Here is a 16,641-nt window from a genome sequence, read left to right on the forward strand (position 1 = left end):
CGCCGGGCGCGGCGCCGCGGCTGACCCTGGGGATTCCGGAGGACCGATGCAGCACGGTCCGCATCTGCCGTGTCGGTCCTACGCGCAGTCGAGCGAGGGCACCGGCACGACACGGCCCGTCTCCAGGGATTCAATCGCCGCCTGGATAACGTTCTGTGCGGCCAGCCCGTCAGATCCCGAGCCGTCAATCCTAGCCGGAGCGGCGCCCTGCGACACTTGCTCCAGGAACCGATGAATGCGGCGGCGGAAGGTGTCCGGAAAGCCCGTCATGCCGCCGCAGATGGGGTTGGTGATGACGGCCTTCTCGTCCGACCGACGCGGGTAGAAGGTGAGTTCCTTGTACATGTCCACGAGGACGAATCGCCCCTCGGTGCCTGCCACTTCGCAGCGCTCCATGGGATGCCCGCGCATGATGTCGTAGCTGCCGGTCAGATGGCCGATGGCACCGCTCGCGAACTTCATGTTGAACTGAGCGGTTGACCAGATCTTCCGTCCCGGCGCCTTCACGGCGAAGCAGTGCACCTGCTCGATCTCGCCGCAGAAGTATCGCATGACATCGATCGTGTGCGGGTGCAGCGCCTTGAGGTGGAAATACGGCGAACTCTCGGCTGGGTTGCCGATCCACATCGACATGTTGATGAAGAGGAGGGCCCCAAGCCGGCGCTCGTCCACCCATTCCCTGGCTTTGGCCGCCGCGGGGGTGAAGCGATGATTGAGATTGGTGCCGAGGCACACCTTCATCTCCCGCGCTTTGAGCACCATCTCGCGCGCCTGCGGCACCTCGTTGCTCAGCGGCTTCTCGCATAGAACGTGGCAGCCGCGCTCCAGCGCCTGCATCGTCGGTCGGTGGTGATCGCTGCCGTACTCATGCCCGCCGGTCGCCACGCTCACCAGGTCCGGGCGCAGCGTGTCGAGCATCTCAACTGCGTCGTGGAAGCCGGGCACGCCTAGACGCGCGCTGGCGTCTTCGGCGCGCTCCTTGATGACGTCACACACACCGACGAGGTCAGCCAACTCGTCTTCCTGATAGATATCGGCATGGCGATTCCCGATCGGCCCCATGCCTATGACACACACTCGCAGCATAGTCAGTGCGATTGCCCCGGATCAGCGCCGTGCGATGCTGATGGTCGTGCGGCGAGGGCACAGCATGCTGGGCCCCTACACGGCCGTCACCGGCGCGATCTCCCCGCTCTCGAGCGATGCGACGGCCGCATCCACGGACGCTTGTGCCGCCAGCGCATCAGCCCCCGAGCCTTCTATCTCATCCGGCCCTGCACTCGCCGCCAACTGCTCGAGCAGGCGCTCCACCCGGCAGCGGTACGTATCCTCGTAGCCCCCCAGACCGCCGAAGATGGAATTCGTAATGACGGTCTTGTCCTCCTCGGCGTGAGGGTAGAGGGCGACTTCCTCGTAAATGTTATCCACGACCACGCGCGCCGTCGTGCCGGCGACTTCGCAGCGAGCCAGGGGATGACGCGCCGCCATGTCGGTGCTGACAGTCAGGCCGCCCACAATATCGCTTGCGAACCGCACGTTCATCTGCGCCGACGACCAGCTACCGCCTTGCGATGCCTGCGTCGCAAAGCACTGCGCCTGCGCGATGCCGCCGCACAGGTAGCGCATGAGGTCGAAGCCGTGACAGGCGATCCGCCACAGCAGCAATGGGGGGTCGCCGGATTTCCCCGCGCAACTCCACCACAGCGACGTGTTGATGAAGAGCGGCGTGCCCACGCGTCCGTCGTCAATCCAACGCTTGGCAGTCACGACCGCCGGGGTAAAGCGCAGGTTGAAGTCCGCTGCGAGACACAGGCCCCGCGCACGCGCAAGCGCAACCACCTCGCGCGCCGGTGTCGGCTCTCGCGATAGGGGCGCCTCGCACAGGACGTGGCAACCGGCTTCGAGGACCTGTCTCACGAGTGCGATCCGGTCGCCTCGCGTGCACACGCTCACCAGGTCTGGCCGCGCGGTCGCCAGCATTTCGTCCAGGTCGCGGAAGGCCGGTGCCTTGAGACGCGCCGCCAACTCCTCGGCGCGCTGCGTTTCAGTGTCGCATACGCCGACGAGCTGAGAACGCGTATCGCCCCGGTAAGCAGCAGCGTGCGCCCCGCCGGCGGCAGTCAGCCCGATGACGCAAGCGCGAATCATAGAAGAGCCAATCCTCGTGCCTGACCGCTACCGCTGCTGCAGCTTCTTCGCAGTGGCGATCGAGCCGATGTACTTGTCCACCCCGATCGTATACGTCATGATCGGGTCGGGCTTGCCGGTCTCCTTCATGCGGCGGTCGAGCCAGGCGAGCATGCGCCCGCGCAGGTGTTCCACGACCGTGCGCTCCTTCTTCGCGAGGTTCTTCTCCTCGAGCGGGTCGGTCACCAGGTTGTACAGCTCCACCGGCGGCTTGTCGTGGAAGTCCGGTTCCAGGGCCTCGATGAGCTTCCACTCCGGCGTGCGCCAACCGCGCTTGCGCATCCAAGTGCACTCGCTGATGTAGAACTCCGAGCGGTAATTCGCCACCTGGCCGCGCACCATGCGCATCAGGTTGTTGCCGTCGAAGCGTGTCTTCTTGGCCTTCTCCAGGCCCATTACGTCGACCAACGTCGGCACGATGTCCTCGAGCAGCGCGATGCCCGTGAGACGCATCCCGGCCGGCAGGCGGCCCGGCCAGTGCAGCACCAGCGGCACCATCAGCGTCGGCTCGTACGTGCCGTGGTGATCGAAATAGCACCCGTGGTCGGCAAGGGTCTCGCCGTGGTCGGAGGTGAAGAGGACCAGCGTGTTCTCCCACTGCCCGAGTTCCTGGATATGCCTGAAGATGCGAGCGATGCAGGCGTCCATGTACGCCAGCTCACCGTCGTACTGCGCGATGACGTGGTTGATGTCGCGGATTCCCGGCGGCATCCATGACAGATGGAAATCGCGGAACGGCTTGAAGTCACGCACCGGGCCCATCGTATCCGGCAGCGCCGGGTCACACGGATCGCCGGAATAGAACATCGTGTCGAACGGCGGCGGCGGCACGTACGGAGCATGTGGGTCCATGTGGCGCAGGAACAGGCACCACGGCTGGCCGGACTGCGCCATCTCGTTCAGCATGGGCAGCGCTTTGTCGTTCAGGTTCTCCGCCTTGCGCGCTGGGCGATCCTCCCACGACACCCACGCCTCATAGTCCGCGTATTTGTCGAAGCCGCGGTAGAAATCGCCCCCGAATCCCACGCATGCGGAGGCATAGCCGTGATCGCGCAGGATCTCGCCGAGGGTAGGATGGTCTGGATCGAGAACCCGACCTTGCGGACTCAGCCCGACCATCTGGGTATTGATAACATCCCACCCTGTGAGCATGCCCGAATATCCCGGCGTCGTCGGCACGTACGGGCTGAACATGTTCTCGAACAGAACGCCGCTGCGGGCAAGCTCATCGAGATGCGGCGTCGTGCGGCGATGGTAACCGTACATCGAGCAGTGATCGCGGCGCAGGCTGTCCACCGCGAGCATGAGCAGATTCGGGCGACGACGTGGCATGGATTCTTCTCCTTGTTGCTATCTGTGAATCGCAAAAGCGCACGCAGCGCTGAATGGCGACCCCACCGAGTGCGGTGTCATTCAGAGCCGAAGGCGAAGAATCTCGGTTCCGCAGTAGGCGGCGGTGCCGGGATTCCTCGCCCCGCCCCGCTGCGCTCGGAATGACAGCCCGCGCAGCGCGCTGACGGGCGCTAACGCACTCCGCACGCCTTGATGCACGCGTTAAGATAACCGCGGCTCTCGGCGGCGACAATGGCGCAGCGCGCAAGTTCATATTCCCCGGCGCCGATGATCTCCAGATCAACCGGGCCCGTGTATCCCGCTTCCGTCAGGACTCTGACATACCCCAACAGGTCAATCTCGCCGCGTCCGCAGGCCTGCACCTCGGGCTTTCCCGGGCCGGGGCCCCGGTCGGGACAATCGCGGATGTGGATGTGCCGCACGCGGCTGATCACTTGCGGCAGCGCCTCCACCGGGTTCTCGCCGGCGCGATAGACGTGGCTGGGATCCATGTCTATCCCGAACCCGGGAGAATCAATCTCGGACATCGCGCGCAGGGTCGTCGGTGTGTTGTAGATGCTGGCGCCGACGTGGGCCTTGACGCACAGGACGACGCCGAAATCGGCCGCGCGCTCCGCCAACTTGGCCATCTTGGCGATCGCCGCTTTGAGATCATCGTCGTTATCCGACTTCCCGCCCGGGCCGATATTGATGACCGGAATGCCGATGTCGGAGCAGGCCTCGAATGCGGTGATGAGGCGCTCCTCGTCGAGGGCGGCCTCCTCGATCGCCAGGAGCTTGAGGCCATGCTGCTGCGCCAGGTCGCGTATGCGCGGCGCATCCTCACGCCACGTGTCGAGACACAAGTGCTCGCACATGCCCTTGATGGCCGACAGCTCAATGCCATCGTAGCCGGAAGCGGCGGTGTGCGCCATCGCCGTCTCCAGATCAAATCCACCGAACAGAACCGAATTCGCACCGAGGGAAAACATTCAGCCTCCTCTTGACCGTTCTCGTTTGTCATTCCGAGCGCAACGAGGAATCTTGGCCCCGCCGGACCCAGGAGTCCCTCCGGGATTCCTCACTGCGGCCGTCGGCTTCAACCCAGTGGCCTCAGCGCACAATTACTTGAGGGCGGGGCGTCACCGTCAGCCGGTCGCTGCGGGGAGGCGCCGGGCGGGTCTGACCTCGGCACGGATTGCCCCTCGCATACCGCATCGGCCCCGGCGCTTCACGCCAGGTCCACGACCGAATGCGTTTCCCAGGACCTGATCGCCCCCTCAATGATCTCCTGCGCGGCGAGCGCGTCGGCACCGGACGCGTCCACCTCCTCCGGCTTCACGCCTTCCGTCATTTGCTCCAACCACTTGTGGATGCGCGACTTGAAGGTCTCCCCGAAGCTCATCATCCCGCCGAGGTAATAGTACGTCTCCTTCTCCTGCGAGAAGCGCGGGTACCACGTCAGCACTTCGCAGGCGTCATCGAGCACGAAGCGCCCTTTGGAGCCAACCACCTCGCAGCGCTCGAGGCCGAAGCTCCCCCCGGCGTCGTAGCTGCCCGTCAGGTGGCCGACGACATCGTTCTCGAAATGCATATTGATCTGAGCGTTCGACCAGATCGTGCGCCCCTCGCCCTTCATCAGGAACGCGTGCACACTCTTCACCGATCCGCAGAAGTAGCGCATCACATCAATCGAGTGCGGATGCAGCGCGCGCAGATGGAACCACGGCGACGTCTCGTTCGGGTTGTTGATCCACATCGTCATGTTGATGATGTGGAGCTTGCCCAGCCGCCCGCTGTCCCCCCACTCCTTGGCGCGAATGGCGGCCGGCGTGAAGCGGTGGTTCAGGTTAATCGCGTAGGGCAGCTTCTTCTGCTTCGCCAGAGCGACCATCTCGCGGCCTTTCTCGATCTCGTTGGAGATGGGCTTCTCGCCGAGCACCGGAATGCCGCCCTCGAGCAACTCCATCGTGGGCACGTAATGGTCGCCGCCGTTCTCCTTGCCCGCCGTGCACATGCTCGCCGCGTCGATTCTAATGTCGCTGGCGAGCATCTCCTTAACGCTGTAAAACGCCGGCACCCCGTAGGCCTGCGATGCCTTGTCCGCGCGTTCGTGGATGATGTCGCAGACCGCTACGATTTCCGAAAGGGCGTCGTCCTGATAGACGCGGGCGTGGGTATTCCCGATCCCACCCATGCCGACAATTGCGATTCGTAAGGCCATTATCGTTCTCCCGTCGGGCAAGACTTGTCGCGCGGCGCGTCGCACAACGCGCCACAATCCTGCAACCGCGCGTGTCTGCGCTTGTTTCTGCGGGCGTCGCCGAACACCTGCCGACAGGGCGTCTCGTCCGTGCGGCGAATACTCCTGACATGGCCCGCAGCCGCAGAAACCGATGTTGCGGCCCTTCCCGGCCGGTCGCGCGCCGCGGAGGGCACCACGTCCGGATGCTCCCGGCGGTGGTCTGTGCGCTGACCGCGAGCGCGCTCTTGCCGGGCTGCGCCGCCCTGCGCTCCTATCAATCGCGTGTCGCGGCGGAGGAGTCCTTCGCCGAGGGGGCCAAGGCTGTCGCGCGGAACGATCTCGCGACGGCGCGCGAGGAGTTCCGACAGGCACTGGACGCGACGCCCGATTCCGCGGGGCTGCACGCCCGCATCGGGCTCGCTTACATGCCTCGTCTCGGCGAGGACTTCATGCGCCTCGAGCCGGCCGCGGCCGCCCGCGCGCTGCCTCACCTCGAGCGGGCTCTGGAGCTGGACCCGAAGCAGCCCTATCCGGTCTATCTTCAGGCGATCTTCGCCGCCGCGCGGCTCGGCCGCGAGTCACGAGCACGCGCCGTGCTCGACGCCGCCGCCACTTGCTTTCACGACGACGGCATGGCTCTCAACGACATCGGCTACCTGCTGGTTGACGCGAACCTGCTCAATGCGGAGGCGTTGCCCATGCTCGAACGCGCGGTGGAGCTCGAACCTAAGAGCGGCATCATCCTCGACAGCCTGGGCTGGGCCCACTACCGCCTGGGAAACCTCCGGCGCGCGGCGGACATGCTTGAGACAGCGTCGGACCTCGCGCGCGGGAATGCGGAGATCGAGTACCACCTGGGAGTCGTGTACGCCGAACTCGGCCGCTTCAACGATGCCCGGGCGCAATTCAACCGCGCCCTCGAGATAGCTCCCAGTTTTGGCCGCGCCCGCACCGCGCTGCAGGCGCTGGAGAACTACTAGGCGTCGGCATCATGAGCCAGCGCTGTCCTGCACATCTGCTGTTGCACTGGCCTTGCCGCCATCGCAGGTTGAGACCCCTCTCCATCCCAGGGAGAGGCCGGATGAGGCGGACTCGCTCGGAGAACAGTCTTATAAGAACGCACCAGCGCGACCCAGCGTGGCCGGCTGCTTGATCTTGTGGATGCCGTCGAGAGGCGGGCAGCCACGCCCTGACCGCTATGCGAGGCACGGCGATCTGTGAGACCTGATCGTGCGACTGATGTCCTCTTCGCGCTCAGCTCAGCCGTTGCGTTCTTCGGCTTCGTGCTGTCGCCGCTGTGGCTGCTGTTCACTCCCGCGGTTGGCCTCGCGCTTCTGCCGGCGTACCTTCTGGTGGATATCCTCACGATGTATCGCGTTCTGCGCGGACACTTCCGGCTGCCGGGACATTTCATCCCGCTACTGTACTACACCGTCTTCTGCGTCGTCGGCATCCGGCGAGACGCCCATCTCGTGCACCGCGAGTATTGGCTGCTCGCGCTGATTGCACTCGCTCTCTTCCACGTCTCGTGCCAGTATCTCATTCCTGCGGCAGTCACGCAGTCGACCCGGCGTCGGCGTGGGGGAGGGTCAAGCATACAGGCGTAGGCCGGGCAGGCCAGATCGGCGGATCGTTCAGCTGCCTCACATCGCGTCGTTCGCTTGCTCCATTAACTTCACGACCGCGGGCGTGCGCGTCGGGTTCACGTCGTTGACATCGCCCGGCGAGTCCCACTGCCACACCAGCGTCAGCGGGATCTTCAGGCGCGCCGCCGTGTCGAGCACATCCCCGAGAAACGGCGTATTCGGCCGTTCCTCGTACTTGTCGCCGGTCTCGCCGATGTAGAGCGGCTTGCCGACGCGGTCGGCAGCTTGCTTGAGCTGCACGAGCGCCTGCGCCGACAGCGCATCCACGTTCCCGAACCGCATGTTGTCGTGCTCGCTGTAGAAATGGATCGAGATCAGATCCATCGGGTCGGGATTCGTGTCGCGCAGGTAGGTCACGAGGTCGTCCAGGCTGTCGTGCGTCCAGTCCATCTCGTCGGTCTGCGTGCGCATGTGCTGCGCCGCCGGGCGCGGCGCGCTGTTGCCGGTCGCGATCAGGTGATTGGAATCAACGTCGCGGATGACCTCCGCGAGCCGCTTCATGTACACGATCATGTCATCGCTCGTGTAGTTGTCGCGCCGCAGGCGCATGTACGACGTGCCGAGATCCACCCAGTTCAGCCCTTCGTATCCGTAGGGGTGCATCGGCCCGAGATCTGCGCCTAGGTTCAGCTCGTTCGACAGTTCCCAGAACAGGATTGTGTCGTTGTCCCGGTAGCGCCCGACGAGCTGCCGCGTGTACAGTTCCAGGTATTGCCACGAGCGCGAGTCGGGGTCGAGCAGCATGTCGAGCACGCACTCCTGCGCCATGTCGGGGAAGAGGTGTGTGTTCCAGTTGACCACCGGAATCAGCCGCACACCGTGCCTTTGCGCATCGGCGACCAGCGCATCGAACGCGCCCCACCATGCATCCTGCCGCGGCCAGTTCTTCATATCCCTGGGGTAGAATCCGACACCGGAGAAACGAATCGCGGTGAAGCCGTGCTCGGCCGCGCTCGCGAGCGCGCTCTCTGCCTGCTTGCGATCATCGCCGCCCTTGAGATAGCGCAGGACGAGATCGAACTTGTTGACCGATACCAGGCGCAGCGGCTTGCCGTCGAGAAGCAGATCCGTTCCGTCGCGCTTGAGGAAGCCGGCGTGCGCGTAACCCGTGAGGGCGCACACGGCCAGAATGAGAACTAGCGTCTGCTGCGTCCGCCATAGATCAAGAAAGGACATTAGTGAGTCTTCTCCTTTCGACTGCTTGCAGGCCCATGGCATGGGCGCTCCGCTCTCCCTCACGGAGCGGGTCAAGGAGAGGCGGCGTCCGCCCTGCCCTCCACGGACCGCGCGCTTTGCGCGGCGGACTTGGGTCTCCTCATGCGGTAGGAATCCCCCGGCTCTCGATGCTCGCACTCGTCGTAGATCGTGAATCCGAATCGCTGGTAGAGAGCCAACGCCCGAGTGTTTTTCTTGTTGACCGTGAGAATCACCGCCTGCACCTCGGGCCGCGCGTCCGCCTCGGCCAGGACTTCCGCCATCAGCCGAGGCCCGAATCCGCGGTTCTGCCAGCGGTCGGCAATGCCGATGCCGAGCGTCGGCTCCGCGGCGGCGATATTCATCAATAACGCGTGCCCCACTATCTCCCCGACAGGAGTTGCAAGGACGCGCGCGACATCCTGACCGGAGACAACGCGCGCCAGGACGTCTTCCATCACCTGCAACGTGATGTCGCGGTACGGCTCGTAGAAATGAACCGTCGCCTCAGATAGACCTTGATAGAAGCGCAGCAGCGCCTCGGCGTCGCCCGCGCACAGGGGCCGGATTATCGGCTCCCGGCGGACCTCGGAATCAGTCATTTCCATTTCCAGATGTCCGTCCGGCGCTACGGCACGAACTCGATGTCCGCCGCCCAGATGGTGCCGTCGCCGCCATCGCCCAACGCGGCTCCGTGAACGCCGATGACCACGCGGCTCACTCGCTCCAACTCAAGCTGACCGCTGGTGTCCCGCGACCATGCCCCGAGGCGAAACGAATCGAACGGGATCGTGATCGTGCGCCACTCATCAGTCGGGGGCGGATATGGCATCGCCTCGTACTGGGCGCCGCCTTGTTCCCACAGCGAAATGAGCAGACCTTTGATGCCCTCGGGCAATGCAGCCCTATAGGTGAAACGCAGCGCCCGATAGCCCTCCACATCCGACACCGGCACCGGCGTTGACGGCAGCGCGTACATGTGGCGCTGCCCGGGGAAGAAGAACTCGAACTTCATGCACGCCTTGGCATCAGGCCCTTCGTTCGGGGTGCTGAGTCGGGCGCGCACCGCCGGGTCGTGGGCGAGACCCCACTCGCCGGTGCCGCCGCCGGTAATCCTGAGCGGCCCGCTGGGCGTGTACGGCTCGCTGGTCAGCAATGCATCGCCTATCGCGATGCTGCCGCGGGCCGCGCCATCCACGACCATTCCGACCCATATCCGTTGCAGGTTCCGCCATTGCAGGTCGCCGCCGGGATCCTCGCTGAACGCCGCCTGCCGCAGCGATTTGAGCGAGATCCGCTGGGAGGTCCACGCCCCCGATGACACCGGCTGCTGGCTGACTCTGAACCACACCCCTCCGTCGTCCTCGAATACCATCAGTGCCAGGCGCGGCGCCTGCCCCGCTTCGACGTCCGCTCGGTAGGTCACTTCCAGAGCGCGCGCGGCGGGGAGGTCAGCCGGCACCGCGGCCTCGACCGCGACCAGCCGCCGCTCCGGGCCATCCTTCGTGAACGTCACCTTGATCCCGTTGGATCGGTCGTCGCTGGGAGCAATTCGTTCGATGGCAGCGCTGACGCCCGCGGATGCCGCCAGCCTTGCGGCGCCGAGGTCGAGGCGTCCCGCCTCGGCCTCCGGGTTTGCCTGCGCCAGCGCGCCGGTCAACGCAACCGCGAGCGCCACCACCGTCACCGCGGCAACGCGCTGCGAGCCACGGGCGCGCCCGACATGATCGTTCGCACCGGCGTTTGCGTTAGCCCCCGTCATTCGTAAGCTCCAGGTCGTCAAGGTAGAAGACCGTCGTACCCGTCGCCGTGCTGCTGAACCCGAGCCAGGTCAATGTGTCCCAATCCGGGCTCCCATTGCGCAAACCCACGAAGGCTTTCGTATCCTGTCCGGGCAAGGTCACCGTGAGGTCCCACGTTCCTGTGGACTCAGCGCCGAGGCCCGCCGCGATCTCAAAGCCCACCCATTCGCCGACGGGCAGTTCGAACAGTTCCTCATCCGCCGCGCTCAGCGTGGCGTTTTGGACGGCGAGGCCGGGCCCGACTCGATATGGGTTCGCGCCGTCGCGCCACTGATGGTACATTTCCACACCCGGCTCGACGCGCATCTTGAAGCGGAACCGCGTGACGCCATCGCTATGGCCCGGGGTGTAGTAGAAATGCGGGTTGTAGTCGTGCTGCAACCCCGGCGCATCTGCTATCCTGAGGCTCTGCTTGCCGCTGGCGGCGGCTTCATCCGTGACGCAGATTCCGTCGCCCTTGTTCTCGATGTACACTCGCGCGCGCTGCGGCTGTGCACCGAGCGGCGATGTCTCGAAGTCTTCTGTGAATGTCAGCGGCGGGGGTGGGGGAGGCTCGGGCGCAAACTCCACCGGCGGGAAGTCGGCAGCCGCGAGCGCGACCCATCTCGCATCCCCGTAGACGCCGGCGCGGGTGTAATCGAATGGCTCAAAGTCAATCCGGGGCGCCGGGGAATCGCGGCGCAGGCGGAAATCGAATCGCGACGGCGCCACGAACCTGGGCGCGGCGACGAGGCTTCCCGCGTCCTTGCCCAGGCCCTGCCACTCCTCGAAGCTCATGCCCTCAAAAGTGACTGGCTTGCCGGACGCGTCGTAGTACAGGTTGCTCCTGAGTACAACGTTGCCGTCCTGCCAGGATCCGCTGAAGAGCCTGCCGCCGTTCCAGTAAACGATGTTGCGCTCGAAGGTGAACGACAGGTGCGGCTCGACGCGCGACCGCTGCAGTTGCCCGTCCATGCTGAACGCGAGGATGTTGTTGCGGATAGTGTTTTCCTTGCCGTAGTGCTGGTGGTAGCTGCCGGTCTTCACATTGTAGACGAGATTGTTCTCCAGGCGGATGTCGGAGCTGCCTTCGTCATTGTAGAGCCCCCATCCGCCGCGGCCGTAGCGGTCGTAGGAATACACGTCGTGAATCACGTTGTTGCTCACGGTGGTGCCGGGTGACGGGCCCAGCGTGTACACTCCGCCCATGTCGCTGAGCACGCCCCAGCCGATGTGATGGATATGGTTGAAGTCAATGTGGTTATGATGCGCCAGGCTCTCCGCATATCCCCAGCGCCAGCCCACCGAGACGCCGGTATAGCGGAAGTCGGAGATGTCGTTGTGGGTCACGCGGTTGTGCGGGCTATGCCCGAGCCACACGCCCACCGCGCCCATGAAAATGTGCCCGCCGGAGCGGATGATGTTATTGTCAACCACGATGTGCTGGGTGCGGTTGGCGGGATCGGGCTGGATCAAGCCCTCCCCGATGCGCACGCCGCCGGCACCGAGGTCGTGAATGTAGCAGCGCAAGACCTGGCAGTCCTGGCACCCGCGCCTGAACCAGATCCCGTAAATCCCGGTGTGCGCCACCTCGCAGTCCTCGATGGTGACGTTGCGCGCGCCGTCGGCCATGATGACCGCCGGGATGCTGAATGCCGCCTGGCCGTCGCTATGCCCCTGAGGCTCGAGCAGATATTGGCTGTGCCGAAACGCGAGTCCCTTGAGGGCGATGTGCTCCACACACAGCCCCGCCTCCGGCTCGCCGACGAAGCGGACGAACTGCTCCGCTACAGGAGCCACGACTTCCGCTCGCGCCGGGTCCTCTCCGGGCAGCGGGATGTAGTAGAGCGTCCCGTTGCGGTCGAGGAACCATTCGCCGGGCTGATCGAGAGCTTCTCTGAAGTTCTCAACGTGATACCGCTGGCTCGGCCCCCACGACTCGAACGCCCACGCCGCCGGCCCGGTGAGGAAGACGGCATTGGTGTCCGCGTCGAACGATGCGATACGCAGCCGCGATACTTCCCAGGACTGATACGCGACGACAGTGACGTCGCTGAGATTCGGCCAAGGCTTGATATCGCCGGCCCGAGCGACGAACGCGCGATTGGCGAAAGTGGCGGCTTGCCCCGTCGCCGGGTCAATCGCGTAGCGGAGCTGCCCCGCCGTGTAGTAATAGAACTTGTTCGGCGACCGAGCGCGCGTCGCGCGTCGGCCGTTGACGAACAACTGCTCGAAGTACCACTTGCCGGCTGCGACTTCAGGAATGCGAGCCGTCCACATGCCGTCTTTGCCGCGCTTGAAGCCGCTGATGACGCGCCCGCCCGTGAAGACCGGCTTTGCCCCCGGCGCGGCCCGGTAGGTGATGGGACAGGTTTCCGTGCCGCTGTCCTCGGGGGTGAAGACGACCGCCTCGCGAAGCTGATACGTACCGTCGGCCACGATCACCCGTACAGGCTGACTGAGCGACCCCGCCGCCTTCAGCCCCCGCACCGCGTCACGCGCGCCCCGCAGAGATGCAACCGGCCCGTCGGTCTGCTGCGCGTTGGGTCGCGAGAGCCGCCCGGACCATGCATCGTCGCCGTCGGGGGCAATGTGAAGGGTCGTTGCATCGCCGCCCTGAGCCGGAACAGCCAGTGCCGCACCAAGTAGCACCGCCATGATTACGCCTCTCCATCTGAGCATGAACCTTGCCTCGATCGGGTTTCTGTCAGCCGAGTTCCCGTTGCAAGTTTTGCGAATGCCGCGCTTATACCTGCTGTAGCATAGCGGAAAGCATCGGCTTCCGCCCGCCTCACCGCTCACTGCACCTGCGCCCGTTGTCGCAGGATTCCGCGCTTCGAGCGGGAATCTTGCCCTACGCCCCTACGGAGGTGTCGCCTGTGTTCGCGCGAATCATGACTTGGGTTGCGGGGGTCGTCATCATCGTCGCCGCCGCCCCCGCCCGGCCGCAGGAGCCAACCATGGATTTCGGCCCGTCCGCGCCACAGTGGCTCGTCGAGAGCGAAACCTGTCTCGTCGCCGTCAGCGACTGGGGCATGTATGAATCGAGCAAGGCGTCCTTCGCGACCCACGTGCCCATCAACCGCGAGTTCTTCGCGGCCTGCAACGCGCGCGGGATATACCCCATCCCCTACGTCACCTTCTACCAGCAATTCGCGACCACACCATACCAGGACATAGACCTGCGCGAACACCCCCAATGGATCGAGATTGACGAGCAAGGCCGCAGGAAGCGCACCGGCTTCTGGGAATCCGAGGACGCGAAGAACATGTACACGACCTGCCCCAATGTGCGCGAGTACGTCGAAGCATTGGAGGCGTGGGTGCGCAAGCTGATAGGCATGGGGGCCGGCGGCATCTTCATTGACAACCTCGGTCGCCGCGCCCCTTGCTTCGGCGACAAGTTCGGCATCCACGAGCACATGTACCCCGATCAGAATGAGGCGTTCGCAAAGCTCCTCGAGCGCATCCGCGCGGCAGTCAAGGGCTATGGCGAGGACAAGGCGATCTTCGTCAACTCGGCCAGCCCGCACACGCTGCCCGCCGCGTTCTGGCCGCACATCGACTGCGAAATGGCGGAGTCCTACATTTGCACATGGGCCTCGACAGAACGCTGGTTCGACTGGCACGACCACTGGTTTGCGATGGGCGAAGCGCTCCGCCCGCATCTCGCGGCGGGCAAAGGCGTCATCGCGCTGTCATACCTCGGGCACACGCCGCACAGTATCAGGGATGACTCGTACTTCTGCTATGCATCCGCGCGGTTGAGCGGCCTCATCTGGTCGGCGGGCGGGGACATTCTCAAGGACAATCCGGCGCGCAGACTGTACGAGATCCGTCTGGGCGGGGCTCAGGGACCGGCGCAGCAGTCCGGCGAGGTGCACTATCGCGTCTTCGAGCGCGGCTTCGTCGCCGTCAATCCAACCGACAAGGCCGAGGCGCTGAGCATCCCATCCGGCGTCCCGAGCACCGGCCTGTACGACTTGTACGAGGAAAAAGGGCTGCCGGTGGACCGCGCCGCGCCGACGGTGGCGATTCCGGCCCAATCCGGGCGCGTGTACGTCTTCGCGCCGGGGCGCGGGTCCGACGTCGAGAAGCCCATGATCGCGCTGACCATTGAAACCGAGCCCGCGCTCGGCGAGGTGCGCTTCCGCGTGGACGGCTTCGACTACTTCACGCACAGCGGCCGGTGGACCACCGAGTACTACCTGGGTCCGAACTTCGGCAAGTTCACGATCAATCTCGACGAGCCGGGGACGCATGTGGTCGAGATCGTTGACGTCGTGCCACATGATATGAAGACGCCGGCCGGGTACGGCAGCGGCGAGCGCCTGGGCCAGTTCATGGATCCCGCTCAGCCGACCAAGCCGAGCCGCGGGGCGACGTACCGGTTCCGAGCGTGGAGCGGTCTCGTGACCTCCGACGAACCGACCATCGAGGTGCGTGTCGAGGCGAACGCGACGCTCACGGCACACTTCGACCGCGAGGAAGGCGGGGAGGAGCAAGAGAACGCGGGAGGGGCATCATGAACCTGCGTGACATGGTGATACCAATGGCAGCGACGTGGCTGATCGCTGTGCTGGGAGGTGCAGCCTTGACAACAGCCCAGGCAGATTGCGTGGTATGGCCTGTTGACGGAATGACGAAGGTCATGCGCAGGGCGCAGCCGCCGGATCCGCTGCCGCGCAGCGTGCGCATGTACGCGGCACGCAATGAGTATGAGTCCGCCCAGGTCGTGATCCGCGCGGAGTCGCGTCGGCTTGACGAGGTCAAGGTCGCGGTAAGCGATCTCATCGGCCCGCGCGGGCGGAAGATCAGCTCGCGGGATATCGCCCTGCACCGCGTCGCGTACATTCACCTGCCCGCGCTTAATGCCGACTTTCCGGATCCCCTGCCGCCCATCACGCCGTTCTCGGTTGAACCGGACGCCGATCAGCCGGTGTGGATGACGGTCTATGTCCCCAAGGGGACGCCCAAGGGCGAGTATCGCGGCCAACTCACGGTCTCCATCTCAGGGCAGGAAGATCGCCGCGTGCCAATCGTCCTCACGGTCTGGGGCTTCACGCTCCCCGACACGCCCGCGAGCCGCACGGCCTTCGGCATCAGCGGCGGCTTCATCGCGGCCGCTCACGGCCTCGACACGAAGAGCAGGGAGTATCAGGAACTACTGCCGCAATACTACCTCGCGCTCCTGGAACACCGGATATCGGCTTATGACCCTCCCGTGCCGCTCGATTCATCTGAAGTGGGCTACTACCTCGATGACAGCCGCGTCACCGGCTTCATCATCCCTTACTCCGATGACGTCGCGCGGATGCGCGAGGACGTGGAACGCTGCCGCAGCAACGGATGGCTCGACAAGGCGTACTTCTACCCGCTCGACGAGCCGTTCACGGCTGAGGCCTACGCGACGCTCAAGCAGCGCGCAGATCGCATCCACTCGATTGACCGCTCACTGCAGGTCGTCTCTCCGTACTTCCGCGGCCCGGACTTCGAGACCGACCAGACGATCTACGAGCACTTCGACGGCTCCCTCGATATCTGGTGCCCCAACCTCGGGTTCTACGACGCGAAAGCCATGCGCGCCAAGCAGGCGAAAGGGGAGGAGGTGTGGTGGTACGTGTGCTGTGGGCCGGGTCAACCATACCCCAACTTCTTCGTCAATTATGACGGCGTGGATCACCGCATCCTGATGTGGATGCAGAAGCTCTACGACGTGCAGGGCCTGCTCTACTGGAGCACCACGTACTGGAACCCGAACATCACGAAGGATGTCTGGGATGACGTTGCCACGGTCAAGGACATCAATCCCAATCTGTACGGCGACGGGTCGCTGTTCTACCCGGGCTCGAAGGTCGGTCTCGCGCAGCCCGTGAGTTCCATACGGCTTGAATGCATCCGCGACGGGCTGGAGGACTTCGACTACCTTGCATTGCTCGAGCGCAAGGTGGGGGTGGCGAGGACGAAAGACATCATCCGCCGCCTCGTGCGCAGCCGCACGGAATACGAGAAGAGCCCGCGCCGGCTGCAGCTGGTGCGCCGCCAAATCGCGCGGGAGCTGGAGCAGTAGCGCCGGTCGCGGGCTTACCTTGCGTGCCGGCTGATGCAAGTCGCACGCAGCTTCCGCCATTGTCATTCTGAACGAAGTGAAGAATCCTGCGACCGCGCAGCAGCGGACGGCCTCCGCCGACCGCCGATGGAAGGGGCGCTTGCCCGGACCCCCGGGCGTTACTGCCCCGCACGGCGGAGTTGGATA

The 16,641-nt window shown here is 64.8% G+C and carries 13 protein-coding genes; 4 read left to right on the forward strand and 9 right to left on the reverse strand.

Features of this window, described 5'->3' with window-relative positions; translation table 11 throughout:
• Window positions 1-78: 78 nt before the first annotated feature.
• The 5 genes from JSV65_05350 to JSV65_05370 form a co-directional block, all read right to left on the reverse strand.
• Window positions 79-1,086, reverse strand: coding sequence for a Gfo/Idh/MocA family oxidoreductase (locus JSV65_05350; GenBank protein UCH35780.1), 1,008 nt, complete (start codon window positions 1,084-1,086; stop codon window positions 79-81).
• Between the two features lie 75 nt (window positions 1,087-1,161).
• Window positions 1,162-2,148, reverse strand: a complete 987-nt coding sequence (locus JSV65_05355; protein ID UCH35781.1) for a Gfo/Idh/MocA family oxidoreductase — start codon at window positions 2,146-2,148, stop codon at window positions 1,162-1,164.
• Window positions 2,149-2,175: 27 nt separating this feature from the next.
• A complete protein-coding gene (locus tag JSV65_05360; protein UCH35782.1) occupies window positions 2,176-3,519 on the reverse strand; it encodes a sulfatase in 1,344 nt (447 codons plus the stop codon).
• Between the two features lie 191 nt (window positions 3,520-3,710).
• Window positions 3,711-4,511 (reverse strand): sugar phosphate isomerase/epimerase, encoded by an 801-nt coding sequence (locus JSV65_05365; protein UCH35783.1) that lies wholly within the window; start codon window positions 4,509-4,511, stop codon window positions 3,711-3,713.
• A gap of 239 nt (window positions 4,512-4,750) precedes the next feature.
• On the reverse strand, window positions 4,751-5,743 hold the full coding sequence (locus tag JSV65_05370; protein UCH35784.1) for a Gfo/Idh/MocA family oxidoreductase: 993 nt from the start codon (window positions 5,741-5,743) through the stop codon (window positions 4,751-4,753).
• 224 nt (window positions 5,744-5,967) lie between these two features.
• On the opposite strand from JSV65_05370, the gene JSV65_05375 reads away from it, so the two are divergent.
• The gene (locus JSV65_05375; GenBank protein UCH35785.1) at window positions 5,968-6,744 is read left to right on the forward strand and encodes a tetratricopeptide repeat protein; all 777 of its coding nucleotides are present in this window, start codon (window positions 5,968-5,970) and stop codon (window positions 6,742-6,744) included.
• Window positions 6,745-6,981: 237 nt separating this feature from the next.
• Entirely contained in the window at window positions 6,982-7,371 is a 390-nt protein-coding gene (locus tag JSV65_05380; GenBank protein ID UCH35786.1) for a hypothetical protein, read from the forward strand.
• A gap of 36 nt (window positions 7,372-7,407) precedes the next feature.
• Here the strand turns inward: JSV65_05380 and JSV65_05385 are convergent, their stop codons facing one another.
• From JSV65_05385 to JSV65_05400, 4 genes are all read right to left on the reverse strand, one after another.
• Entirely contained in the window at window positions 7,408-8,586 is a 1,179-nt protein-coding gene (locus JSV65_05385; protein ID UCH35787.1) for a cellulase family glycosylhydrolase, read from the reverse strand.
• Window positions 8,587-8,657: 71 nt separating this feature from the next.
• The gene (locus tag JSV65_05390; GenBank protein UCH35788.1) at window positions 8,658-9,206 is read right to left on the reverse strand and encodes a GNAT family N-acetyltransferase; all 549 of its coding nucleotides are present in this window, start codon (window positions 9,204-9,206) and stop codon (window positions 8,658-8,660) included.
• 26 nt (window positions 9,207-9,232) lie between these two features.
• Window positions 9,233-10,366: a hypothetical protein gene (locus tag JSV65_05395; GenBank protein UCH35789.1), complete on the reverse strand. Its 1,134-nt coding sequence runs from the start codon at window positions 10,364-10,366 to the stop codon at window positions 9,233-9,235.
• The gene (locus JSV65_05400) at window positions 10,353-13,043 is read right to left on the reverse strand and encodes a right-handed parallel beta-helix repeat-containing protein (GenBank protein UCH35790.1); all 2,691 of its coding nucleotides are present in this window, start codon (window positions 13,041-13,043) and stop codon (window positions 10,353-10,355) included. Before JSV65_05400 ends, JSV65_05395 begins: the two co-directional genes overlap by 14 nt.
• A 221-nt stretch (window positions 13,044-13,264) precedes the next feature.
• Between JSV65_05400 and JSV65_05405 the strand changes: the two genes are divergently transcribed.
• The gene (locus tag JSV65_05405; GenBank protein ID UCH35791.1) at window positions 13,265-14,914 is read left to right on the forward strand and encodes a hypothetical protein; all 1,650 of its coding nucleotides are present in this window, start codon (window positions 13,265-13,267) and stop codon (window positions 14,912-14,914) included.
• On the forward strand, window positions 14,911-16,455 hold the full coding sequence (locus tag JSV65_05410) for a DUF4091 domain-containing protein (GenBank protein UCH35792.1): 1,545 nt from the start codon (window positions 14,911-14,913) through the stop codon (window positions 16,453-16,455). Before JSV65_05405 ends, JSV65_05410 begins: the two co-directional genes overlap by 4 nt.
• Window positions 16,456-16,641 lie beyond the last annotated feature (186 nt).

The organism is Armatimonadota bacterium, from assembly GCA_020354555.1.
Taxonomy (GTDB): domain Bacteria; phylum Armatimonadota; class Hebobacteria.